The organism is Streptomyces sp. NBC_00986, from assembly GCF_045162565.1.
Lineage (GTDB): Bacteria > Actinomycetota > Actinomycetes > Streptomycetales > Streptomycetaceae > Streptomyces.
Genome location: NZ_CP108733.1, coordinates 6,829,637 through 6,853,220 on the forward strand (window position 1 = coordinate 6,829,637; position 23,584 = coordinate 6,853,220).

18 protein-coding genes are annotated in these 23,584 nt (G+C 68.9%); 9 read left to right on the forward strand and 9 right to left on the reverse strand.

The genetic code is table 11. The annotated features are described in order from the left end of the window. Nucleotides 1-41: 41 nt before the first annotated feature. The 4 genes from OG504_RS30620 (at nucleotide 42) to OG504_RS30635 (ending at nucleotide 5,341) form a co-directional block, all read left to right on the forward strand. Nucleotides 42-818: an SDR family NAD(P)-dependent oxidoreductase gene (locus tag OG504_RS30620; protein WP_405992688.1), complete on the forward strand. Its 777-nt coding sequence runs from the start codon at nucleotides 42-44 to the stop codon at nucleotides 816-818. A 107-nt stretch (nucleotides 819-925) separates the two neighbouring features. Beyond that, nucleotides 926-2,044, forward strand: a complete 1,119-nt coding sequence (locus OG504_RS30625; protein WP_365606768.1) for an LLM class flavin-dependent oxidoreductase — start codon at nucleotides 926-928, stop codon at nucleotides 2,042-2,044. A 103-nt stretch (nucleotides 2,045-2,147) separates the two neighbouring features. Continuing rightward, nucleotides 2,148-3,869, forward strand: a complete 1,722-nt coding sequence (locus OG504_RS30630; protein ID WP_405992689.1) for an amidohydrolase family protein — start codon at nucleotides 2,148-2,150, stop codon at nucleotides 3,867-3,869. Further along, nucleotides 3,866-5,341 (forward strand): aldehyde dehydrogenase family protein, encoded by a 1,476-nt coding sequence (locus OG504_RS30635; RefSeq protein WP_405992690.1) that lies wholly within the window; start codon nucleotides 3,866-3,868, stop codon nucleotides 5,339-5,341. Before OG504_RS30630 ends, OG504_RS30635 begins: the two co-directional genes overlap by 4 nt. A gap of 15 nt (nucleotides 5,342-5,356) precedes the next feature. Here OG504_RS30635 and OG504_RS30640 read toward each other — a convergent pair whose 3' ends face one another. Together OG504_RS30640 and OG504_RS30645 are read right to left on the reverse strand one after the other, a co-directional pair. Continuing rightward, nucleotides 5,357-5,794: an SMI1/KNR4 family protein gene (locus tag OG504_RS30640; RefSeq protein WP_405992691.1), complete on the reverse strand. Its 438-nt coding sequence runs from the start codon at nucleotides 5,792-5,794 to the stop codon at nucleotides 5,357-5,359. A gap of 19 nt (nucleotides 5,795-5,813) precedes the next feature. Next, nucleotides 5,814-6,209, reverse strand: coding sequence for a nitroreductase/quinone reductase family protein (locus tag OG504_RS30645; protein ID WP_405992692.1), 396 nt, complete (start codon nucleotides 6,207-6,209; stop codon nucleotides 5,814-5,816). A gap of 52 nt (nucleotides 6,210-6,261) precedes the next feature. On the opposite strand from OG504_RS30645, the gene OG504_RS30650 reads away from it, so the two are divergent. Then, the gene (locus OG504_RS30650) at nucleotides 6,262-7,119 is read left to right on the forward strand and encodes an endonuclease/exonuclease/phosphatase family protein (protein WP_405992693.1); all 858 of its coding nucleotides are present in this window, start codon (nucleotides 6,262-6,264) and stop codon (nucleotides 7,117-7,119) included. Nucleotides 7,120-7,139: 20 nt separating this feature from the next. On the opposite strand, the gene OG504_RS30655 is transcribed toward OG504_RS30650, so the two are convergent. Together OG504_RS30655 and OG504_RS30660 are read right to left on the reverse strand one after the other, a co-directional pair. Beyond that, a complete protein-coding gene (locus tag OG504_RS30655) occupies nucleotides 7,140-8,768 on the reverse strand; it encodes a WD40 repeat domain-containing protein (protein WP_405992694.1) in 1,629 nt (542 codons plus the stop codon). A 95-nt stretch (nucleotides 8,769-8,863) separates the two neighbouring features. Continuing rightward, nucleotides 8,864-10,393 carry a CehA/McbA family metallohydrolase gene (locus OG504_RS30660; RefSeq protein WP_405992695.1) on the reverse strand — a complete coding sequence of 510 codons (1,530 nt, stop codon included), beginning with the start codon at nucleotides 10,391-10,393 and terminating at the stop codon, nucleotides 8,864-8,866. 238 nt (nucleotides 10,394-10,631) lie between these two features. Between OG504_RS30660 and OG504_RS30665 the strand changes: the two genes are divergently transcribed. Continuing rightward, nucleotides 10,632-13,217 (forward strand): bifunctional FO biosynthesis protein CofGH, encoded by a 2,586-nt coding sequence (locus OG504_RS30665; protein WP_405992696.1) that lies wholly within the window; start codon nucleotides 10,632-10,634, stop codon nucleotides 13,215-13,217. A 112-nt stretch (nucleotides 13,218-13,329) separates the two neighbouring features. Further along, nucleotides 13,330-13,881, forward strand: a complete 552-nt coding sequence (locus tag OG504_RS30670) for a hypothetical protein (RefSeq protein WP_405992697.1) — start codon at nucleotides 13,330-13,332, stop codon at nucleotides 13,879-13,881. Here OG504_RS30670 and OG504_RS30675 read toward each other — a convergent pair. Both OG504_RS30675 and OG504_RS30680 read right to left on the reverse strand, forming a co-directional pair. Then, nucleotides 13,874-14,377, reverse strand: a complete 504-nt coding sequence (locus OG504_RS30675) for a DUF2165 domain-containing protein (RefSeq protein ID WP_405992698.1) — start codon at nucleotides 14,375-14,377, stop codon at nucleotides 13,874-13,876. The two genes, OG504_RS30670 and OG504_RS30675, sit on opposite strands and share 8 nt — an antisense overlap. Nucleotides 14,378-14,615: 238 nt before the next feature. Continuing rightward, nucleotides 14,616-15,860 (reverse strand): IS256 family transposase, encoded by a 1,245-nt coding sequence (locus OG504_RS30680; RefSeq protein WP_405992699.1) that lies wholly within the window; start codon nucleotides 15,858-15,860, stop codon nucleotides 14,616-14,618. Nucleotides 15,861-17,013: 1,153 nt separating this feature from the next. Between OG504_RS30680 and OG504_RS30685 the strand changes: the two genes are divergently transcribed. After that, nucleotides 17,014-18,135 carry an ADP-ribosylglycohydrolase family protein gene (locus tag OG504_RS30685; RefSeq protein ID WP_405992700.1) on the forward strand — a complete coding sequence of 374 codons (1,122 nt, stop codon included), beginning with the start codon at nucleotides 17,014-17,016 and terminating at the stop codon, nucleotides 18,133-18,135. Nucleotides 18,136-18,141: 6 nt separating this feature from the next. On the opposite strand, the gene OG504_RS30690 is transcribed toward OG504_RS30685, so the two are convergent. Beyond that, nucleotides 18,142-19,719 (reverse strand): sodium:solute symporter family protein, encoded by a 1,578-nt coding sequence (locus OG504_RS30690; protein ID WP_405992701.1) that lies wholly within the window; start codon nucleotides 19,717-19,719, stop codon nucleotides 18,142-18,144. A 135-nt stretch (nucleotides 19,720-19,854) separates the two neighbouring features. Beyond that, on the reverse strand, nucleotides 19,855-20,643 hold the full coding sequence (locus OG504_RS30695; RefSeq protein WP_405992702.1) for an SDR family oxidoreductase: 789 nt from the start codon (nucleotides 20,641-20,643) through the stop codon (nucleotides 19,855-19,857). A gap of 81 nt (nucleotides 20,644-20,724) precedes the next feature. Between OG504_RS30695 and OG504_RS30700 the strand changes: the two genes are divergently transcribed. Beyond that, complete coding sequence (locus OG504_RS30700; protein WP_405992703.1) at nucleotides 20,725-21,564, forward strand: hypothetical protein; 840 nt, start codon at nucleotides 20,725-20,727, stop codon at nucleotides 21,562-21,564. A gap of 3 nt (nucleotides 21,565-21,567) precedes the next feature. Here the strand turns inward: OG504_RS30700 and OG504_RS30705 are convergent, their stop codons facing one another. Continuing rightward, nucleotides 21,568-23,448, reverse strand: coding sequence for an MFS transporter (locus tag OG504_RS30705; protein ID WP_405992704.1), 1,881 nt, complete (start codon nucleotides 23,446-23,448; stop codon nucleotides 21,568-21,570). Nucleotides 23,449-23,584: the final 136 nt, after the last annotated feature.

Here is a 23,584-nt window from a genome sequence, read left to right on the forward strand (position 1 = left end):
CGCTACGATGCCCCGCATCCACCGATCCCGAGGAGGCCCGCATGGGCAAGCTGGACGGGCGTGTCGTCATCGTCACCGGGGCGGCGCGCGGGCAGGGGGAGCAGGAGGCGCGGCTGTTCGCGGCCGAGGGGGCGAAGGTCGTCGTAGCGGATGTGCTGGACGAGCAAGGGGAGGCGCTGGCCAAGGAGTTGGGCGCGTCCGCGTCCTATGTCCATCTCGATGTCGGTGAGGAAGCTGACTGGGGTGCCGCTGTGCGGGCCGCCAAGGAGGTGTACGGGCGGATCGACGGGCTGGTCAACAACGCGGGGATCCTGCGGTTCAACTCCCTTGTGGACACGCCGCTCGAGGAGTTCATGCAGGTCGTGCGGGTCAACCAGGTGGGCTGCTTCCTGGGGATCAAGACCGTGGCGTCGGCGATGGAGGACGGCGGCACGATCGTCAACACGGCCTCGTACACGGCGGTCACGGGGATGGCGGCGGTCGGGACCTACACCGCCACCAAGCACGCGATCCTCGGGCTCACCCGGGTGGCCGCGCTGGAGCTGGCGAGCCGGCGGATCCGGGTCAACGCCGTCTGCCCCGGGGCCGTGGACACCGCGATGTCCAACCCGGCGCGGCTCGACCCGGACGCGGACCCGGAGGAGATGACCCGGGCGCTGGACGAGCTGTACCGCAAGCTCGTGCCGCTGGGCCGAATCGGGCGGGCCGACGAGGTGGCGCGGCTCGCGCTGTTCCTGACGTCGGACGACTCGTCGTACATCACCGGGCAGCCGTTCGTGATCGACGGGGGCTGGCTGGCCGGGGTCAGCGTCATCTGACGTCATCCGGCGCCATCTGACGAGGCGTCATCTATTGACGAATCTGACGCAGCGTCAGAAAGTCGTAGCACTCATAGGAACCATCTGGACTGGGACGGTGAACCTCCGTGGAATTCGGGCTCTTTGTACAGGGATACGTGGGCAAGCGCGCCGAGACGGACCCGCTGGCCGAGCACAAGGCGCTGATGGAGGAGACCGAGTACGTCATCCAGGCGGACAAGTCCGGCTTCAAGTACGCCTGGGCGTCCGAGCACCACTTCCTGGAGGAGTACTCGCACCTCTCGGCCAACGACGTCTTCCTCGGCTACCTCGCCCACGCCACCGAACGCATCCACCTCGGGTCGGGCATCTTCAACCCCCTCGCCCAGGTCAACCACCCGGTGAAGGTCGCCGAGAAGGTCGCGATGCTCGACCATCTCACCGGCAACCGCTTCGAGTTCGGGAGCGGGCGGGGTGCCGGGTCGCACGAGATCCTCGGGTTCATTCCGGGGGTGACCGACATGAACTACACCAAGGAGATCTGGGAAGAGACCATCGCCGAGTTCCCCAAGATGTGGCTCCAGGACGAGTACGTCGGCTTCCAGGGCAAGCACTGGCAGCTGCCGCCGCGGAAGATCCTTCCCAAGCCGTACGGGAAGGCGCACCCCGCGATGTGGTACGCCGCCGGGTCGCCTCCCTCGTACGCCATGGCCGCGCGCAAGGGTCTTGGCGTCCTCGGGTTCAGCATCCAGAAGGTGTCCGACATGGAGTGGGTGCTGGAGCAGTACAAGACGGCGATCGTGAACGCCGAGCCGGTCGGGGCGTTCGTCAACGACAACGTCATGGTGACCACGACGGCGATCTGTGCGCCGACGCATGACGAGGCGATCCGGATCGCCACGAGTGGGGGGCTGCACTATCTGCCCTCGCTGGTGTTCCGGTACCACGACACGTTTCCTCGGCCTGAGGGGTTCCCGGTGTGGCCGGAGACGCTGCCCGAGTACACGCCGGAGTTTGTCGAACTCCTCGTGGAGGAGGAGCTGTTGATCTGTGGGGATCCGGATGAGGTGCTCACGCAGTGCAAGCGGTGGGAGCAGGCCGGGGCGGATCAGTTGAGCTTCGGGTTGCCGGTGGGGGTGCCGAAGGAGGAGACGTTGCAGACGATTCGGTTGATCGGGGAGCACGTGGTTCCGAAGATCGACACGGATCCTGTGCATCGGACCACGCGGTTCCGGGAGACGGCCTGAGGTTTCGCTGCGGGGCGCGGGTGCGTTGTGGCTGGTCGCGCAGTTCCCCGCGCCCCTAAAAGCAGGTCGGTCAGCGCATCGCATGCTTGAGGAGGCAAGGCTCGTGCTCGATCACGTCATCAAAGGTGTCACCGTCGTTGATGGGACGGGGGCGGCCGGGTTTGTCGCCGACGTCGGTATAAGGGACGGGCGTATCGCCGTCATCGGTACGGTGGTTGAGGAGTGCCGGACGTCGGAGGACGCGAGCGGGCTTGTGCTCGCGCCGGGGTTTGTCGACCCGCATACCCACTACGACGCTCAGCTCTTCTGGGATCCGTATGCGACGCCCTCCCTCAATCACGGGGTGACTACCGTCGCCGCCGGGAACTGTGGGTTCACGCTCGCGCCGCTGATGCCGGAGGACGCCGACTACACGCGGCGGATGATGTCCAAGGTCGAGGGGATGTCGCTGGTCGCGCTGGAGGAGGGGGCGCCCTGGAGCTGGCGTGGGTTCGGGGAGTACCTGGACGCGCTCGAAGGGCGGATCGCCGTCAACGCCGGGTTCATGGTGGGGCATTGTGCGCTGCGGCGGTATGTGATGGGGGCGGAGGCTGTCGGCGGGCAGCCGAGTGACGAGCAACTCGGTGAGATGTTGCGGTTGTTCCATGAGGCGATGGATGCGGGGGCGTGGGGGTTCTCCACGACGCAGTCCAGTACTCACTCCGACGGGGACGGGAAGCCCGTTGCCTCCCGGCATGCGTTGCCCGCCGAACTCATCGCGCTGTCCAGGGCAGTTGGGGAGCACGAGGGGACGCAGATCGAGGCGATCGTCGCCGGATGTCTGGATCAGTTCAGTGATGCGGAGATCGATCTGTTCGTCGAGATGAGCGCGGCGGCCGGGCGGCCGTTGAACTGGAACGTGCTGACCATCGACGCCGCCGTGCCCGAGCGTGTGCCCCGGCAGTTGTTCGCGAGTGAGCGGGCGCGGAAGGCCGGGGGCCGGGTCGTCGCCCTGACCATGCCGATCCTCACGCCGATGAACATGTCCCTCGGCACCTTCTGCGCGCTCAACCTGATACCCGGGTGGGGGCCGATCCTGAGCCTGCCCGTGCCCGAGCGGATCGCCAAGCTGCGGGAGCCGGACGTACGCGTTGAGATGCTGCGGAGCGCCAACAGCAAGGAGGCGGGCGTCTTCCGGCGGCTCGCGAACTTCGGGCGGTATGTGATCGGGGACACGTACAGCGCGGCCAATGAGGGGCTCACCGGGCGGGTGGTCAAGGACATCGCCGCCGAGCGTGGGCAGGAGCCCTTTGAGTGTCTCGTCGAGATCTGCGCGGCTGACGAGCTGCGGACGGTGTTGTGGCCCATGCCCTCCGACAATGACCCCGCCTCCTGGGCGCTGCGTGCCGAGACCTGGCAGCACGAGGACGTGCTGCTCGGTGGGTCCGATGCGGGGGCGCATCTGGACCGGATGTGCGGGGCGCCGTACACGACCCGGTTCATCGGGGACTGTGTGCGGGGGCGGAAGTTGGTGGGGCTGGAGCAGGCCGTGAAGATGCTCACCGATGATCCGGCCCGGTTGTTCGGGCTGCGGGAGCGTGGGCAGGTGCGGGAGGGGTGGCATGCGGATCTGGTGCTCTTCGACCCGGAGCGGATCGACGCCGGCAAGGCCACCCTGGTGCACGACTTGCCGGGCGACAGTCCGCGTCTGGACTCCAAGGCGATCGGCATAACGGCCGTGTGGGTCAACGGAGTCGAGGCCATCCGGGACGACGTGGTGAGCGGGAACGTGCCGGGGCGGGTGCTGCGGTCGGGGCGGGACACCAGGACGGTGAGCACGAAGTGAGTTCCGAAGTTGGTTCTCAAGTCGCCGACGGGCAGCGGTTGTTCGTCGGGGGGGAGTGGGTCGAGCCCGACGGTGGGTACTACGCCGTGGTCGATCCGGCTACCGAGGAGGCCGTGGGATGGGCGCCGGAGGCCTCGCGGGAGCAGGTGTTCGCCGCTGCCGCCGCTGCCCGGGAGGCGTTCGGGGCGTGGTCGCGTACGCCGGCCGAGGAGCGGGCGGCGATTCTCGGGCGGGCGGCGGACATCATCCGCGGCGGGCTCGTGCCGTACGCCGAACTCGCCCAGGCGGAGACCGGAGCCACGACCGGGACCGCGCGCGCCATGCAAGTGGGCGTCGCGGCGGCCCGGTTTCGGCGCTACGCGACCGTGGAGCCGGCCGAGTGGGCGATCGTGCCGCAGGTCAACGAGGCGGGACCGTTCGGGCGGGCGGCTGTCATGGGCGCGATCGCCGTGCGGCAGCCGGTGGGTGTCGTCGCCTGCATCACGTCGTACAACAACCCCTGGGCCAACCCCGCCGGCAAGATCGCCCCCGCTCTCGCCATGGGTAACACGGTCGTCGTGAAGCCGGCGCCGCAGGACCCGCTGTCCGTCTACCGCATGGCCGAGGCGCTGGAGGCGGCCGGGGTGCCGCGTGGGGTCGTGAACGTCGTCAACGGGCAGTCGGTGGAGGTGGGGGAGGCCGCGGTCGAGTCCGGTGACGTCGACATGGTCAGCTTCACCGGTTCCACGGCTGTCGGGCAGCGGATCGCCGAGGTCTGCGGGCGGGGCATGAAGCGGCAGTTGATGGAGCTGGGCGGGAAGGGGGCGGCTGTTGTCTTCGACGATGCGGACCTTGCGTCTGCCGTGTCCGGGATCGGGACGACCTTTTCCTTCTACAGCGGGCAGATCTGTACGGCGCCGACTCGGGTGCTGGCGCAGCGTGGGGTGTACGACCGGTTGGTTGAGCAACTGGCCGCCTACGCGGGCCGGTTGAAGGTCGGTGACCCGCGCTCGCCGGACACGGTCGTCGGGCCGGTGATCTCGGCGGCACACCGGGAGCGCGTCGAGTCGTACGTCGAACTGGGCCGGAAGGAAGGGGCGGTGGTCGTCGCGGGCGGCGAACGGCCGTCCGACGGGCCGGGGTTCCTCGTCGCGCCCACCGTCCTCGCCGATTGCACCGCCGAGATGCGGGTCGTCCGTGAGGAGATCTTCGGGCCGGTCGTCGTGGTCGTCCCCTTCGACTCCGAGGAGGAAGGGATCGCCCTCGCCAACGACAGCGACTACGGCCTCATCGACTATGTGTGGTCGGGGGACGTGGCCCGGGCGTTCCGGGTGGCACGACTGCTGCGGGCCGGCGGGGTCGGGGTCAACACCGTGGGGCGCAATATGGAGGCGCCGTTCGGGGGGTTCAAGAAGAGCGGGGTCGGGCGGGACGTGGGGTCGTACGCGCTGCATGCGTACAGCGAGGTGCAGGCGATCGTGTGGCCGGGGTGACGTTCTCCGAGCCGGCTACTGGTACCAGTCGTCGCCCTCGGATGTGAGCGATCGGCCGACGTAGTCCCGCAGGTCCCGGGCCACCCACCGGCGGCTGTCGTCCTCGTGCTCCCATACGAAGACGTCGGGCCGCCCGTCGGGGACGCGCACGAACGCGAACTGGTCGCCGCCGCCGTTGTCACCGAAGAACAGCAGCGGCTCGAACGGCATGTAGAGGTCGGCGAACATCGGGTCCGACCAGAAGTGCAGGTTGTCCGTGACGATCCGTTTCAGGGGCCAGACGGTGGCGAGTCCGTAGGGGCCGCGGATGCCGTTCGTCTCCTGGAGCAGGTCCGCGAGCGCGGCGGGGAGCCGCCGACCGAGCCGCAGCTCCGCCGCGCGGAGGGCCGGAGCATCGACGGGGACGTCGAACTTGGTCTCCGAGCAGGCCTGTTGGGCGGTGTCTCTCCACATGTGTGCAGGCTAGGCGGGCTCAGTCCCTCAGATCCACCCGCACCGTCAGCAGGCTCGCCCCCATCGCCTTCACCGCCGCGCTGTTGAAGCGGGGCAGCGTGCGCAGGCGAGCCTGGGGGTCGTCGTCGGGGAGGAGGTGGGCCGTGCCGGTGTGCCAGCGGCCCATGATGCGGACCCGGACCTTCGGGTTCGCCTTGATGTTGCGGACGTACTGGGAGAGTTCGCCGAACTCCGATACCAGCCAGAACGTGTCGCCGACGCGGCGGCCGCCGAGCGGGGTGCGGCGCGGTTGGCCGGAGACCCGGCCGGTGGTCTCCAGGACGGTCTGGGTGGGGAGGTGGCGGGTGACAGAGTTCAGCACGCGTTGGATCCGGCTGATGCTGCGGTACTTGGCCTCGGGATTCGATGTGGGCATCGGTTTGCTGATCTCCTGTTGGTGGGCCGGGGGCGTGGACTTCAATGGTGCCGTGCGCGTCGTGACGTGGAACCTGTGGTGGCGGTACGGGCCCTGGGAGGCCCGGCAGAAGGCGATTCTCGCCGTGTTGCGTGAACTGCGGCCCGATGTCGTCGGGTTGCAGGAGGTGTGGGACACCGGTGGTACCGATGGCTCCAGCGGTGAGAACCTCGCCGCGTGGCTCGCCGGGGAACTCGGCATGCACTGGACCTGGGGAGCTTCTCACGATCCGGGGTTCTGGCAGCGGCGGCTCGGCGACCCCACCGTCGGCATCGGCAACGCCGTCCTCAGCCGCTGGCCCGTCGCCGAGCGGGCCGTACTGCCGCTGCCGCCGGGCGATGGAGACGGCGGTCGGCTCGCGCTCTACGCGGGGCTGGACGCGCCGGGGTACCGCATCCCCTTCTTCACCGCCCACCTCTCCTCCGCCACCGACGCCTCGGCCGTACGGTGCCAACAGGTCACCGCGCTCGCCGAGTTCGTCGCCGCCCACCGTGGTGACGGGCCCTTCCCGGCCGTTGTCACCGGCGACTTCAACGCCTGGCCGGACTCGGACGAGGTGCGGTTGTTCGGGGGGTACCGGACCGCGCCGGCCGTGGGTGGTCAAGTCCTCATCGATGCCTGGGACTTCGCCGAACCGGGGACGCCCTCGGCCACCTGGGACCTCGCGAATCCCTACGTCGCGGGCACGTTCGGGCCGAGCGTCCGCATCGACTACGTCTTCGTCGAGCCGACCGGGAAGGGCGCGCCGGGCCATGTGCGGGGCGTACGGCGGGCGGGGGACGGGCCGGTCGACGGGGTGTGGCCGACCGACCACGCGGCCGTGGTCGTGGATCTGAGCGATGGCGATGGCGATGGACCGAATGCCCGCTGAGAACCTGGACCGGGTGCCCGCTAGGGAACGATGGTTGCCGCGTCCCACACGATGAAGGTGCCGCCGCGGTCGTGGGTGATCAGGTGTTTTCGGTCGGACGACATACGGCAGTCGAGAACGTCGTCCGAGTGGTCCTCAAGGGTGCGCAGGAGCTCACCGGTGCTGGTCGACCGGATCTGCACATGTTTACGGCGAGGGACGGCCAGCCAGTTCTCGGTGGTGGCGAAACGTATACCGCTCTGCTTCAGCGTGAAGCGCTCGCGATGGGTGGGCAGTTCAAGAATCCGGAGGCTGCTCACGTCGCCGATCGCGATCCATGAGGCGTCCTGGGCCAGACCGAGCCGGTGGACTCCCTGCGGCTGGGTGGGCAACTCCGCGAGCAGTCGGCCGGAACGCGGGTCCCAGAGCAGGATCTGAGTGCTGCGGCCACGGGCGGCCAGGGTTGATCCGTCGGCAGCGAGCGCCAGATGCGACATCCCCTGTTCTGTGGGCTTCGTTCCCCGGCGTTCGTTGGTCAGCGGGTCGACGAAGCTGCCGGTGAAGGTGTTGTAGGCAACCCACATGCCGTCCGGACCGTGCACGGACTCACCCACGGTGCCGACCTTGAAGGGGAGCTTCTCCTCGCCGCTGACAGCGTCCCAGGCCTGTGCCTTCTCACCCACGGTGCTGGTCATGATGAAACTGCCGTCCGGAGAGACTCCACAGTGGTGGACCGTGTCGGACGGGCCGTGGATCACCCGTCGCAGGGCCTGGGTCTCCAGGTCGTACACGTGGATGACCCCCTTGCGTCCGACCACCACCAGCCAGGTGGCGTCCGGTGACAGGGCGAAGTCCCATGGAGACGACGGCAGTCGCAGCACCGCGTGGACCGTCGGCCGAGGCTGGGCACCGCGCTGCCCGCCGGAGGTGGGTTGCCCAAGGCCCAGGGCTCGCAGCAGCTCGGTCCGCTTCCCGGGATCCAGCCCGGAGCCGGGCTCCGCGCCGCCCATGACCTCGTTGATCACCGCGGCGGTGGCCCTGGCCTCCGGGGAGTCGACCACGGCCAGATCGGCCAGCAGGCTCTGCGCTCCGAACCGCTGGATCTTGTCGATCTGCCAACCTTGGGAAGCCACGAGTACGGCGGCCTGATCCGGGTCGAAGTGCTGCAGATGCCAGACCAGATGCCGCCACCAGTACCCGGCGCCGGCGGGCAGCGTCCGCCACGGGTCACCGGGCTTTTTCAGCAGGGCGAGGGCGTTGTGCGCGAGTTGTGAGTGCCAGTCGGCCGCTTCCTCCGCCGACCAGCGCGACTTCAGGCGCTCGTGCAGTCCCTGCGGGACGGTCAGCCAGCGCTTGCCGTCGTCGGTCTTCCTGATGCGCATGAGACCCGCGAGCTGGAGGTGCTCGAACAGGCCCAGGGTGTCGTGGATGTGGCTGTGCCCTGCGTGGCCCACTCTGTCCCAGGCCTCGGTGAGCTCCGTCACGTTCAGTTCGACGCCCGGGGGGACGGCCGACAGGCGCCGGAGGTTGAGGGCATCGTGGGTGTAGAGATCCAGGCCGTCCAGCGCCACCCCGATCCGGTCGTCGCCCCAGTCCTTGTGGCCCGTCTGCTGCTCCCAGTACTCCCGCCTGTAGCGCTCGTCCCGGCGCCGAGCCCATGGTGTTCTCATCAGCTGTTTCTCTCCCCCCGCCCGGACGCCCAGTGAAACAGCCCGAACGCCCGTACGCAGGCATTCCCGCCAAACCGCCCGGTTTAACGCCCGGTTCACCCTCCGGCGGCGCCCAGGAAGATCGGATTGGTGAACGCCGCCAGCGCCCCCGGTACCGTTCCCGCCGCTACCTCATGCCTCAACTCGGCCCGTACGTACGCCGCGTAGGCCGCCGTCGTACCCCACTCGACCACCCCCGCCCCACCCACCGGCAGCGGATCGCTGGTGAACAGCACCCCCTGGTCGGTCACGAAACGGACGGTGCAGCGCGGGGCGCCGGCGACCTCCAGCCGTACCGTGACCGGGGTGTCCGCGTCGACCCTCAACCGCTCGCCGATTCCCGCGTGTTGGGCCCGGCCGCCGGACGCGCTGAAGGTGAGGGAGAGGTTCTTGGACTCGGCGACATAGGAGTGGCCCGCGCGGATGCCGTCCTGGATCGCCTCCCGCGTCAAGTCCTCGGCCAGCACGACGGTTTGGGGCAGGCCGATCGCGTCGGGGTCGCGATGGGCGTCGCTGTTGCCCATCGCCGGGAGCCACTCCCGGTTCTCCCGTACGGAGGCCACGAGGGTCGCGTCCCAGGAGGCCAGGGCGATCTCGTCGTCCGGCGTGTAGGGGCCGTTCCACACCTCGACCGCGTCCGCCTCGCCGAAGCCGAACTTCCAGGCGCAGCCGATGCAGGTGGCGTGCGGGTGGGCGGGGACGACCAGGCCGCCGGCGCGGCGGATCTCGCGGGCGTACTTTCCGAAGCGGTTGTCGCGGGCCCGGTACCGCCAGTCGATGAACGTGCCGGGTTCGGTGCCGAGGGCGACCACGTGACCGTTACGCGTGGTGACTTCCTCCCCCAGCATGATCAGCAGGTCGTCGCCCGCCTCCGTGGCCCAATGGGGGTGCGAGGACTGGGTGTTGTGGTCCGACGTGTTGATGAAGTCCAGGCCCGCCGCCCGCGCCAGCGCCGCGATCTCGGCCGGGGTGCGGCGCCCGTCCGAGTACCAGGAGTGCAGGTGGCAGTCACCCCGGTACCAGGCCCGCCCGCGCCCCTTCGCCCGCTCCGGCGGGTACACCGGCCGCGGGGCGACACCCGGTTCGCCGTAGGTGAGCGTGATCGTGAGCTCGTACGACAGTCCCTGCGGGGAGACGGTGTACGGGCCCAGGGCGACGTGCCAGGTGCCGGCGCGCACCGGGCCGGGGAGGTAGCCGGGGGTCGCGTCGTCCACGCGGATGAAGAACTCCGTGCGGGCCCCGCCCGACCAGCCCCGGAAACCCCGGCCGCCCAGGTCCGTGCCGTGCTGGTCGAAGATGCCGATGTCGAGGGCGTTGCCCTGGGTGCCGGCCGGGACGGACGGCCTGTCGTACGTGTAGGCCACCTTGATCTCGGCGACCCCCGTGGGGACCTCGACGGGCACGTACACGTAGTCGGGCGAACCGGTCGGGAGCGTGCCCCGTACCGTCCGCGTCTCCTGGGCGCCACTTGCAGGGGTTGCCGCTCCGCTTGCGAAGGTCACACTTCCCAACGTAAGCGCGGCGGTGGCGCCCGTCACGATCAGTGCACGTCTGGTGGTGCCGTTTCCGTGATCGTCATCGCACATGCTGCTGCTCCCGGGGTGGCGTGAGTGACAGGGATGGTGCGGAGGTGACCCGTACGACTCTGATAGTCGGCTGTGAACTCCCGTGCAAGGACAGGGAATCGGCGGGTGTCGGGAAACCGGAGTCGGCATGGGGAGGGCGGAGTGCTCCCGCGGCCAGTCACACCGTGTAACGATCTGCGCTGCGGGATGAATTGGGCGTCCCTCTTTGGCCTGATCAGGCCGATCGTATGCTCGAAGGATGACGACTCCCGCGAGCTCCGGAACCGGCCCGACCGAGAACTCCATGCGTCGCGCCCTCAAACGCGCCCGTGACGGCGTGGCCCTCGACGTCACGGAAGCGGCGGTGCTGCTCCAGGCGCGCGGCGAAGCCCTCGACGACCTCACCGCGTCCGCCGCCCGGGTGCGCGACGCGGGCCTGGCGACGGCCGGCCGCCCCGGCGTGATCACGTACTCGAAGAGCGTCTTCATCCCCCTCACCCGCCTCTGCCGCGACAAGTGCCACTACTGCACGTTCGTCACGGTCCCCGGCAAGCTCCGCCGCGCCGGCCACGGGATGTTCATGTCCCCCGACGAGGTTCTCGACATCGCCCGCCGCGGTGCCGAACTCGGTTGCAAGGAAGCCCTGATCACCCTCGGCGACAAGCCCGAGGACCGCTGGCCGGAGGCGCGCGAGTGGCTCGACGCGCACGGCTACGACGACACGATCGCGTACGTCCGCGCCATCTCCATCCGCATCCTGGAGGAGACGGGCCTGCTCCCTCACCTCAACCCGGGTGTCATGACGTGGACGGACTTCCAGCGACTCAAGCCCGTCGCCCCGTCCATGGGCATGATGCTGGAGACGACCGCGACCCGGCTCTGGTCGGAACCCGGCGGCCCGCACTACGGCTCCCCGGACAAGGAGCCCGCGGTACGCCTGCGCGTCCTGGAGGACGCGGGCCGGTCCTCGGTCCCCTTCACGTCCGGCATCCTGATCGGCATCGGCGAGACGTACGAGGAGCGCGCGGACTCCCTGTTCGCGCTCCGCAAGATCTCCCGCTCCTACCACGGCATCCAGGAACTGATCATCCAGAACTTCCGTGCCAAGCCGGACACGGCGATGCGCGGCATGCCGGACGCGGAACTGGACGAGCTGGTGGCGACGGTCGCGGTGGCCCGCCACATCATGGGCCCGTCGGCCTGCATCCAAGCACCCCCCAACCTCGTCGACTCGGAGTACAAGCGCCTGATCGGCGCGGGCATCGACGACTGGGGCGGGGTCTCCCCTCTCACCATCGACCACGTGAACCCCGAACGCCCGTGGCCCCAGATCGAGTTGCTCCGGGAACAGTCGGCTGAGGCGGGCTTCGAACTCCGCGAACGCCTCTGCGTGTACCCGGAGTTCGTGGGCCGCGGCGAACCCTGGCTGGACCCGCGCCTGTTGCCGCACGTACGGGCACTGGCGGACCCGGAGACGGGACTCGCCCGCGAGGACGCGGTGGTCGAGGGCCACGCGTGGCAGGAACCGGAGGAGGCCTTCGTGTCATCCGGCCGCACGGACCTCCACACGACGATCGACACGGAGGGCCGCACGTCCGACCGCCGTGACGACTTCGACGAGGTCTACGGCGACTGGGGCGCCCTGCGCGAGGCGGCCGCGCCCGGCATGGTCCCCGAGCGCATCGACACGGACGTACGGCAGGCCCTCGCGACGGCGGCCGACGACCCCACCCGCCTCACCGACGCGGAGGCGCTCGCGCTGCTGCACGCGGACGGTCCGGCGCTGGACGCGTTGACGCGGATCGCGGACGACGTGCGGAAGTCGGTGGTCGGCGACGAGGTGACGTACATCGTCACGCGGAACATCAACTTCACCAACGTCTGCTATACGGGCTGCCGTTTCTGTGCCTTCGCGCAGCGCCGTACGGACGCGGACGCGTACACGCTCTCCCTGGACCAGGTGGCGGACCGGGCCCAACAGGCCTGGGAGGTCGGGGCAGTTGAGGTCTGCATGCAGGGCGGCATCCACCCCGACCTGCCCGGCACGGCGTACTTCGACATCGCGAAGGCGGTGAAGGAACGCGTCCCCGGTATGCACGTCCACGCGTTCTCCCCCATGGAGGTGGTGAACGGCGCGACGCGCACGGGCCTCTCCATCCGTGAGTGGCTGACGGCGGCGAAGGAGGCGGGCCTCGACACCATCCCCGGCACGGCGGCGGAGATCCTCGACGACGAGGTCCGCTGGGTCCTGACGAAGGGCAAGCTGCCGACGGCGACATGGATCGAAGTAGTCACGACGGCACACGAGTTGGGCATCCGTTCGTCGTCGACAATGATGTACGGTCACGTCGACCAGCCACGCCACTGGCTGGGCCACCTCCGCACCCTGGCCTCCATCCAGCAACGCACGGGCGGTTTCACGGAGTTCGTGACGCTGCCGTTCATCCACACCAACGCGCCGGTGTACTTGGCGGGGATCGCTCGCCCGGGACCGACGATGCGGGACAACAGGGCGGTGGTGGCGATGGCGAGGCTGCTCCTCCACCCGCACATCCCCAACATCCAGACGAGCTGGGTGAAGCTGGGTTCGGAGGGCGCGGCGGAGATGCTGCGCTCCGGGGCGAACGACCTCGGCGGCACGCTGATGGAGGAGACGATCTCGCGGATGGCGGGTTCGTCGTACGGCTCGTACAAGTCGGTACGGGACCTGGTCGCCGTAGCGGAACTGGCGGGCCGGCCGGCGCGACCGCGCACCACCCTCTACGGCGAGGTGACGGAGGAACGACAGCGGACCGCTTCCGTCTCGGACGGGCATCTGCCGGAGCTGTTGCCGGTGCTGGACTGAGGGGCGGGCGCGGGCGGAGAGGTCAGGCGTCGGGATGGGGGGCCGGTACGATGATCCGACCCCTGTTCGATCGGGATGTGGGGGCTGTGAGTAGCTGAGGAGATGCGTGCCCGTGCCTGCCTCCAAGGTCTGGGTGACCGGTCTGACGGTGGGAGCGATCGCCGCGGTCACGGTCCTGGCCGTCCAGGCCAACAAGGGCCCGCACCCGAAGGCGTCCGCCGCCCGCCCGAGCGCCTCGGCGTCCGCGCACGCCTCCACGTCCCCGAAGCCGCACGCGACGGCCGCCGCGGTACCGGCCTCCTCCGGTACCGGGCGGCGCATCGTCTACGCCGTCGGCCAGAAACGGGTCTGGCTGGTCGACGCGAGCGACAAGGCGGGCCGTACGTTCGCTGTCTGGCCGGGCACGGTGAGCCCGGATCCGGGCAGGTACACGGTGTCCGTCCGCAAGGACGCCACGACGGGCTCCGACGGCGTGCAGATCGAGAACATCGTCTACTTCGCCACCAAGTCCGGTCTCAACATCGCCTTCTCCAACGCGGTGGACGGTTCCTCGCCCCCGCCGGCGGCGGGCAAGGAGACGGGCGGCGTCCGCATGGGCAAGGCCGATGGCGCGGCACTGTGGGCATTCGGAACGACGAGCACGAAGGTGATCGTGGTCAAGTAGTCGCCGTCCGGCCCTCCGTGAGCTGCACGACGACCAGCACGACCCCGCTCAACAGGAACACCCGGGTCGCGGCCTCCAGCCCGTTCCAGTCCTTCGACTGCCACATCGCGAACCACTCACCCCCGACGGCGATGAACCCGGCCCCGAACAACACCATGAGCATGAGCAGCCCGTACGTGGAGAACCGCCGCGCCCGCTCGTCATCACGCCGAACCCACAACCAGGTCCCATAGCTGAGCACGAGAGCGGCAAGGGTCTCCCACACGATGATCACCACATAAGCCGCGTCCTGCAGCCCTTTACTGCTGACCGCCCGCCACATCAGATCGTCGTCCTTGAACGTCGTATCCATGGCCAACACATGCCGCACGAACTGCTGGTTGGTCCCGAAGTCGGTGATGTTCCCGAAGGCGACGAGGGTGATGTAGAGGGCGGCGGTGGCGGTGAGGAGGGTGGCGGCGAGGGTGGTTGCGGTGCGCGAGGTGGGGGTGGTCATGGCAGTTTCCTTCCCACCGCCGTGAGTTGCCACTTGCGTACGTTGTGAAGTGACGGGTGGGCCGCCCGCTTCTTGGTCAGTGTCGGGATTGCGGGAGCCGAGTAAAGGGCGCTCCCTGCGGTCGCGTCGGCTGCGCCGATTCCGCTGCGCTTCACCCTTGACTCGTCTCCCGCAATCCCGTTTCAGAAGCGAGCGGGCGGCCCGGAGGGGATGGCGTCCCGCCTCATGGTGTAGGCGATCAACCGTCCGTAGCGTTCGGGGTGTTGGGGAGCTCGCGGGTGGCGTGGTCGGCGTGTTCATCGGCGTAGATGGCGGCCATGCTGGCTTCGGAGAGGTAGCGGCGGGGGAAGGCGATCCACTCGTCGTGCATCTCGCTGAGCACGGCGGTGACCAGTCGTTCGAGTGCGGCCGGATTCGGGAAGACCTGCACGACGTCGGTCCGGCGCTTGATCTCGCGGTTGATCCGCTCCAGGGGGTTCGACGACTGGATCTTCTTCCAGTGGGAGATGGGAAAAGCGGCGAAGGCGGTCAGGTCCTCCTTGGCCTCCAGCAACATCTGTTTGACCTTGGGGAACTGCTGCCCGAGCATGTCCGCCACCGCGTCGAGCTGATGATGGACGGCATCCGCGGTGGGCTGGATGAAGATGGTGCGGATCGTCGCCGCGACCATCTCGCCGGACCCCTTCGGGATCACCGAGAACACATTCCTCAGAAAATGGACACGACAACGCTGCCAGGCGGCGCCGAGCATGACCTTGCGGATCCCGGCCACCAGACCGCTGTGGCTGTCGGAGATGACCAGACGGACCCCGCCCAGGCCGCGTTCGCGCAGGGAGCGCAGGAACTCGCTCCAGAACGCCTCGCTCTCGCTGTCGCCGACCATCACGCCCAGCACCTCGCGGCCGCCGTCCTCGCTGATCCCGGTGGCGATGACCACGGCCTGCGAGACGATCCGGTGGTTCACGCGGGCCTTGCAGTAGGTGGCGTCCAGATAGAGGTAGGGGAACCGGCTGTGATCCAGCGGCCGGTTGCGGAAGACCGCGAGCTGTTCGTCCAGGTCGCCGCAGATCCGTGAGACCTCGCTCTTTGAGATGCCGCTGTCCGCGCCGAGCGCCTTGACCAGGTCATCGACCGAACGAGTGGACACTCCGTGCACGTATGCCTCCATGATCACCGCGTAGAGCGCCTGGTCGATCCGGCGGCGCCGCTCCAGCAGGCTGGGAAAGAAGCTGCCACTGCGCAATTTCGGGATGCCCAGGTCCAGATCGCCGGCCTGAGTGGCCAGGGTCTTGTCCCGGTGGCCGTTGCGGAAAGCGGTGCGGGTCTCGGCATGCTCGTTCCACTGGGCACCGATCCGGCCGCTGAGTTCGGCCTCGATCAGTTCCTGAAGCATCCGCTCGGCGACGTTGCGGACGAGTTCGATCCCGTCCGCCGTGCGTAGTGACTCCAGCAGGCGTTGTAGGTCAGACTGGGACAAGGCCATCGGGCACCTCCCGGGTTGAACTGGCCGTTCACCAGGGAGATTTGCACGGTGGCCTGCCCTATGCGCAGGGAGCGGAAGCCGTCACCGGATGCACGCCCCGGGCACCCGCCCGCGCACACCCGCAACGTGATCGCCTACACCATCACGCGGGACGTCATCCCGGAGGGATGGGTGGCCCAGGTAGGAATCCCCTTGCCTGTACTGCGTTGCGGGCCGGTGCGGAGGGGACGCGTTCGCGTCTCGCCGGCACGCCGGGCGGGCTTAGCGGCTACCGGCCGGTGGGGTGCGAGGGTGCGAGGGTGCGCGCTGCCGCCTCGCCAGCACGCCCCCTCGGCTCAGCGGCCAACGGTGGATGGGGGAGTGGGCGGGGGTGGGTGGATCGGGGGTGGGTGGGTGGGTGGTTGCTGGAGGCTGTAGGTAAATCTAACCACTGTCATGCCCTTTGGCTGGTTAGAAAGGGCCCCGGCTTCCGGAGGGGTCGGGGTCGGGGTCGGGGTGGCGCGCTGGCGTCTCGGCTGCATGCCGGTTCGGCTCGGCGGCTGTCGGCCGGTGGGGGCTTCCCGGCTGCCGGTTCTGGGCGACGGCCCGGGCGATGGCCTGGGTGATGGCGCGGGTGGTGACTTCCGCTTGCCAACCGCCCCTCCCGGGGCACCTGGTCCGTAGAAGTGTGACAGTTGAAGCGGAAGTGTCACACTTTCCAGCCCCACCCCACCCCACCCCACCCCGGCCCTCGGCCCTGCACCCTCTGGAGGCTGGGGACCACCCGACCAGGGTTGGCCGCTGAGCCGAGGGGGCGTGCTGGCGAGACGCTGGCGCGCCCCTCCATACCGCCCGGCAAGGCAGTTCAGGCAAGGGTGTTCCTACCTGGCCACCCGTCTTTTCGGGCCGCTCGCTCGCTTCTGAAACGGGCTGGAGCGGCCCTAGTCAAGGGTGGAGCGGAGCGGAATCGGCGTAGCCGACGCGACCGCAGGGAGCGCCCTTTACTCGGGCCGTGGAAGGCCGACACTGGCCAAGAAGCGAGTGGCCCGACGGTCATGTCTCCAACACAGGCGGGTTCAACTCCGCGTATACCGATCCACCCCCTCAACCCACCGTCCCCGTTCGATTACAGTGCTGAACTGACTCGTACGTATGGACGGAGCCCGAGGAGGCCTTGGTGAGTACGGCAACCGCGGCCGTCTGGGGTCGGGTCGAGCAGCAGGATTTCCGTAGTCGGGTGCGGGGGACACTGCTCGGGGCCGCCGTGGGGGACGCGCTCGGTGCGCCTGTGGATCTGTTGGCGGGTGATGAGATCCGGGAGGCCTACGGTGCGGAGGGCGTCGTAGATCTCGTCTTCGGGTACGGGCGGCGGGGGGCCGTCACTCATCTCACGCAGCTCAGTCTGTTTACCGTCGATGGGCTGATCCGTGCTCAGGTGCGGCGCGATACCGGGGCCTGGCATCCGCCTACCGATCTGCATCGGGCCTATTTGCGGTGGGCCGCGACCCAGCATGATTGGGGGCCCGATGAGCGTCGTAAGGATGACGGGTGGCTCGCGCGGGAAGAGTGGCTTTATGCTCGGCGCGACCCAACTCGGGCCTGTTTGTTGGGGTTTGGCGATGAGCGGATGGGCACGCTTGACGCTCCCAAGAATCCCGGTGAGGTGGGAGGGGAAGCCGCCGCTCGGTCCGCGCCTTTTGGGTTGCTTGTGGGGTGGGAGCCGCAGCTTGTGATGCAGCTCGCCGTGGAGTGTGCCGCTCAGACCCATGGGCATCCAGTCGGGTATCTGTCTGCCGGTGCTTACGCCGTCATCGTGCATGGGCTTGCCCGCGGTGAGAGTCTCGATGCCGCCGTGCAACGGGCGCTTGGCCTGCTGGCAGCTAGACCCGGGCATCAACCCGTCTCCGTCGCACTTCAGCGCGCCCTCGGCGCCGTACGGCAGGGCATGCCCACCCCCGCGCGGGTCGAGGAACTCGTGGGGGAGGGGAACGCTGACGGGGCGCTCGCGGGGGCTGTCTACTGCGCGCTCGTCGGCGAGGACGTACGGCACGGGCTGTGTCTGGCCGTGAACCAGGGTGGGCCCTCCGGGACTGCGGGCGCGCTCACCGGTGGCCTGCTCGGTGCGTTGCACGGCGAGACGGCCCTCCCGCCGGCCTGGCTGGCCGAGCTGGAGGGCCGTCCCACCTTGCTTGTGCTGGCCGATGACTTCGCGGTGGAGATGACCCAGGGGCCCGCGTTGCACGGGCCCGCCGGGTCCGCCCCGGGGTGGATCGCCAGATATCCCAGAGGCGCGTAGCCGTAGCTACGACTGGCTGCCCACCACGTCGTCGCCCGCACCCGCCTGCGCCGGTACCGCCACCGCCGCCGCCTCTCCGTCGTCGTCCCCGCCCCCGTTGATCTTCTCGATCAGCGCGTCCCGCTCCGGGGTGTCCTCGGGCTTCACATAGCCGATGAGGATGTAGAGGACGAGGGAGACCGCCAGCGGTATCGACACCTGGTACTGGAGCGGGACTCCGCCGTCCACCTCCCAGTTGATCGGGTAGTTGACCAGCCAGAAGGCGAACAGGCCCGCCGCCCAGCTCGTCAGCGCCGCCGTAGGGCCGGACTTGCGGAACGGGCGGAGCAGACCCAGCATCATCGGGATCGCGATCGGGCCCATCAGGCCGGCGACCCACTTGATGACGACCGTGATGATGTCCTTGAACGTGGGCGAGTTGATCTGGGTCGCCACCGACATCGACAGGCCGAGGAAGACGACCGTCGTCACGCGGGCCGCGATGAGCCCCGAACGGTCGTCCCACGCACGGGCCTTGGCCGATACGACCGGCGCCACGTCCCGGGTGAAGACGGCCGCGATCGCGTTGGCGTCGGAGGAGCACATCGCCATCGTGTGGGAGAAGAAGCCGACGACCACCAGGCCCAACAGGCCGTGTGGCAGCAGCTGTTCGGTCATCAGGCCGTAGGAGTCGGAGCCGTCCGGCTTCTGCGCGTGGACCAGGAGCGGGGACATCCACATGGGGAAGAAGAGGACCGTCGGCCAGATGAGCCACAGTGCCGCCGACAGCCGGGCCGAACGCTCGGCCTCGTAGGGGCTCTTGGTGGCCATGTAGCGCTGGGCCTGGTTGAGCATGCCGCCGTTGTACTCGAAGAGCTTGATGAAGAGGAACGCGAGGAGGAAGACCGTGCCGTAGGGGCCGACCAGCGGTTTGCCGTGGCCCTGGAGGGCTGGTTCGTCCCAGGCGCCGAGGAAGCCGATGCCCTTGTCGTGCAACTTCAGGACGACGGCCACGAACATGGACACGCCGGCCAGCAACTGGATGATGAACTGGCCGAGTTCGGTCAGCGCGTCCGCCCAGAGGCCGCCGATCGTGCAGTAGACCGCCGTGATCGCGCCGGTGATGAGGATGCCCTGGTTCAGGGACACACCTGTGAACACCGACAACAGGGTCGCGATCGCCGCCCACTTGGCCGCCACGTCCACGATCTTCAGGAGCATGCCGGACCAGGCGAGCGCCTGTTGGGTCTTGAGGTTGTAGCGGTTCTTCAAGTACTCGAGCGGGGACGCCACATGGAGCCGTGAGCGCAGCCGGTTGATGCGCGGCGCGAACAGCTTGGAGCCGATGGCGATGCCCAGCGCGATCGGGAACGACCACGTGATGAACGACGTGACGCCGTACGTATAGGCGATGCCCGCGTAGCCGGTGAACATCACCGCGCTGTAGCCCGACATGTGGTGCGAGATGCCGGACAGCCACCACGGCATCTTCCCGCCGGCCGTGAAGAAGTCGCTCACGTTGTCGACGCGCTTGTGCGACCACACGCCGATCGCCACCATCACGCCGAAATAGCCGATGAGCACGGCCCAGTCGAGCCCGTTCATATGCGCCCTCCCACGATTGAGCCGGTTCAGCCCGGGGCTCATCGTGGGCGGTCGCGCGTGAGCACGACAAGTAAGCGTGCGGTCAAGGGGGAGTAAAATCGTTCGGATTGATGTTCCGAGTTCAGCTATGTGAACTCATCGCATCAGCTCACCGGCGTTGACCAGCAACGACTGTCCCGTGATCGCCCGCGCCCGGTCCGACGCCAGGAACACCGCCGCGTCCGCCACATCCCCGTCCGTCGCCAGCTCGGGCAACGCCATCCGGTCGGACAGCCGCTTCAGCACCTCCGCCTCCGGCACCTTCTCCGTGTGCGCGGTGAACTGCACGTACGCCTCCACCGGCGGCCCCCACATCCACCCCGGCAGCACGGTGTTCACCCGGATCCGGTACGGCCCCAACTCCCGTGCCAGCGAGTACATCGCGCTCGTCAGCGCCCCCTTCGACGCCGCGTACGCCGCCTGCCGCACCTGCGAGGGCGCGGCTACGGCCGACTGTGTCCCGATGAACACGACCGAGCCGCCGCCCACCTCCTTCAGTGCCGGCAGGCAGGCCCGCGTCATCTTCAGCGTCCCCAGCAGATTCACGTCGATCACCGACTGCCAGGTCGCGAAGTCCGCGTCCTCGACCCCGCCGAAGTAGCTGTCCCATGCGGCCACTTGGACCACCGCGTCGACCCGCCCGAACCGCTCCCGCGCCACCGCCACCAGCGCTTCGCACTGCGCCTCGTCCGTGATGTCCGTCGCCCGGTACGCCGTGTGCGTGCCGTCCGGATCGATCTCGGCGGCCGACTTGGCGAGATTCGCCTCCGTGCGCGCGCCGAGCACGGCGTTGCCTCCGTCCCGTACGACGGCTGCGGCGACCTGGTGGCCGAGTCCGGCCCCGACCCCCGAGACGACGACGGTCTTGCCCGCGAGCAGCGACATCCGATCCCTCCCGGGGTCTGGCGGTTTATCTGACGGGGCGTCAGAGTATGGGCGACCGGCGGAGGACGGAAGGGGAGCGACGTGAGCGAGGAAACCCGGAGCGACGTGTACGCCGAACTGGCCGCCGTAGGACCGTACGGAGTCCGGCCGGGGCATGCGCTGATCACCATGGTCGAACCGCGTCCCGGCCACGAGTACGCCTACAACCGCTGGTACGAGGACGACCACTACTACGCGGGCGCGATGGCCATGCCCTGGATGTACTCGGGCCGCCGCTGGGTCGCCACCCGCGACCTCCAACTCCTGCGCAGGCCCGAGAAGTCGGCCATCGCCGAGCCCGTCACCGCCGGCTGCTACCTCTCCACGTACTGGGTCACCGAGGGCCGCTACGACGACCACATGAAGTGGACCGTCGGCATCAACAAACGGCTCAACCGGGATGGGCGGGTGTACCAGGACCGTACGCACGTCTTCACCGCGTTCCAGGACCACGAGGCGACCGTGTACCGGGACGGCGCGGCAGGACCGAGGGACTTCCACGCCCTCGACCACCCTTACGCCGGGCTGGTGTTGGAGGTCGTCGACAGTGAATCGGCGGACCAGCGCGCCGAGTTGCTGGAGTGGCTCCGCTCCCGGCATCTCCCCAAGCGCCTCGCCGGATCACCGGCCGCCATGGTGACCGTCTTCCGGCCCACCCCGCTGCCGGGCGACCGCATGACCTACGTCAAGCAGGTCGAGGGGGTCGACACCCGGCTCACGTTGCTGTGGTTCCTGGAGGCGGATCCCCGGGAGTGCTGGGAGGAGCACTTCGGGGATCTCGAAACGCCGGTGGCCGAATCCGGCCTGGGGCGCGTGGAGTTGGTGGCACCCTTCATCCCGACGGTGCCGGGTACGGACAGGTACGTGGACCAACTCCGCTGACCACTACTTCAGTTCATCCGGACACGGAGTACCCCGAGGCAACTGGTACGGCGCCGCCAGCCGATACGTTCCCGTCTTCGGTGCCAGCAACATCGTCCACTTGTCGCCCTTCGAGTCCTCCTCCGTCTCCATCAGGCAGCCGTTGAGGTTGTCGTACGTCTTCGGCGTGCCCTCGGCGCGGTGCTTGGACGCGTCGGTCTCCTGCGGGGGCTTGAGGCTCTTGCCCTTCGCGTCGACGATGCTCAGCCACGGCGAGTACGGGATGCGGATGAGGATCCGCCCCTTCTTCTTCACCTCGATGGTCAACTCGCCCTGCTCCGCCCGGTCCACGACCGAGTTCGGCTCGGCGAGCGGTGTCGGGTCGGTGACCTGGAACAGCTGCCAGTTCGTGTCTCCCCAGACCTGCTTCAGATACGGCATCCCGCGCTGGACCAGGGCCCGTTCGCGCTCGCCGCCGTCGCCGTCCAGCTTGTCCTTCGGCAGCACGACGTAGTGGACGGCCCAGCGCTGGAGCCACTCGTGGTAGTTCGCCGAGTTGAGGGTGTCGTCGTAGAAGAGGGGGTTGCGCTCCATGTCGGCCTGGCGGTTCCAGCCGCGGGCCAGGTTGACGTAGGGCGCGAGCGCGGAGGCCTCGATGTGGGACGCGGCCGGGACGACCTCGACGCGGCCGCGCTCGGCGCCGACCGTCTGGAGTTCGTTGACGAGTGGCGCGAGTTCGTGCGACCAGGACGCGGCCGGGGCGGTGTTGACGACGTCGTCTATCGACTTGAAGCCGATCCAGCCGTTGAAGCCGACGAAGGCCAGCGCGATCGCGTACCACTTGCGGGAACGCGGCACCGCGAAGGGCAGTGCGGCGATCAGTGCCACGCCCGCGAACAGCATCGCCAGTCGGCTTATGTTCGAGCCGATCTGCGAACTGACCAGCCAGACGAGGATGACGCCGATGCTGTACACGGCCGCCGTGATCCGTACGGTCGTCCACTCGCGCGGCACCAGGAAGTAGACGATCACCCCGGACGCCAGCGGCAGGATCATCGAGCCGAACAGCATCGGCTGCGTGCCGGAGAACGGGAACAGCCAAGCGGATACGGCCACCACGGCGGCGGGCGCGAGGCCGAGGGCCCATGCACCCGGGCGTCGCTTCTGCAGGAAGAGGGCTACGGCGACCAGGCCCACGAACAGCCCGGCCACCGGCGACGACATCGTCGCGAGCGCGGCCAGCGGGGCCGCGCACAGGGCCTTCGCCCAGCGTTTGTAGCGCCAGCGGTAGGGCCAGCAGAAGACCACGGCCACCGCGCCGAGCCCGAAGACCAGGCCGAGGCCGTACGTCACGCGGCCCGACGCCGCGTTGCACAGCAGCGCGAAGACGCCCGCGAGCGAGGCCCACAGCGGGTTCCTCACCGAGCGGCTGCGGATCAGGATCATGGTGAGCAGGCCCGCCGAGATCGTCCCGGCGATCATCATCGTCGTACGGACACCGAGGACCGACATCAGATACGGCGAGACCACGCTGTACGACACCGGGTGCATGCCGCCGTACCAGGCGAGGTTGTACGCCGAGTCCGGGTGGCGGCCGACGAACTCCGCCCAGGCGTCCTGCGCCGCGAGGTCGCCGCCACTGTTCGCGAACGTGAAGAACCAGACGACGTGGAGGACACCGGAGAGAAGCGTGAAGCCGATCACCGGGTGGCGGAGGAAGGGGGCGCGGAGACGGTCGACGAACCGCGTCAGGCGTGTGCCGCCCGCACGGGTTCCGCCGTCGTCCGTGTGAGGGGCGCCGGTTGCCGCGTCATCTGTCGCGGTGTGCGCGGGCACGCGTATTCGCGGGCCGGTCACCGGGCCCGGATCGGCATCGTCGGCACGTGTCGGCTCCGCTGTGGCCACCTGAAGGCACTCCCCGTGTCCCGTCTTCTGTTCCCGGCCGCGTTCCGTCCCGTTCCCGGCCTGTTCGACGCCGCGTCCCGCTCGACCGGCGACGTGCCCCGATTCGCGACGCTAGCACGCACCCCGCCGACGGGCT

What these genes read in the sequence shown, in the direction of transcription:
- OG504_RS30620 (WP_405992688.1), top strand. Translation starts at nt 42, where the DNA reads ATGGGCAAGCTGGACGGGCGTGTCGTCATCGTCACCGGGGCGGCGCGC.
- OG504_RS30640 (WP_405992691.1), bottom strand. Translation starts at nt 5,794, where the DNA reads ATGTGGAGAGACACCGCCCAACAGGCCTGCTCGGAGACCAAGTTCGAC.
- OG504_RS30645 (WP_405992692.1), bottom strand. Translation starts at nt 6,209, where the DNA reads ATGCCCACATCGAATCCCGAGGCCAAGTACCGCAGCATCAGCCGGATC.
- OG504_RS30655 (WP_405992694.1), bottom strand. Translation starts at nt 8,768, where the DNA reads ATGAGAACACCATGGGCTCGGCGCCGGGACGAGCGCTACAGGCGGGAG.
- OG504_RS30660 (WP_405992695.1), bottom strand. Translation starts at nt 10,393, where the DNA reads ATGTGCGATGACGATCACGGAAACGGCACCACCAGACGTGCACTGATC.
- OG504_RS30665 (WP_405992696.1), top strand. Translation starts at nt 10,632, where the DNA reads ATGACGACTCCCGCGAGCTCCGGAACCGGCCCGACCGAGAACTCCATG.
- OG504_RS30675 (WP_405992698.1), bottom strand. Translation starts at nt 14,377, where the DNA reads ATGACCACCCCCACCTCGCGCACCGCAACCACCCTCGCCGCCACCCTC.
- OG504_RS30680 (WP_405992699.1), bottom strand. Translation starts at nt 15,860, where the DNA reads ATGGCCTTGTCCCAGTCTGACCTACAACGCCTGCTGGAGTCACTACGC.
- OG504_RS30690 (WP_405992701.1), bottom strand. Translation starts at nt 19,719, where the DNA reads ATGAACGGGCTCGACTGGGCCGTGCTCATCGGCTATTTCGGCGTGATG.
- OG504_RS30695 (WP_405992702.1), bottom strand. Translation starts at nt 20,643, where the DNA reads ATGTCGCTGCTCGCGGGCAAGACCGTCGTCGTCTCGGGGGTCGGGGCC.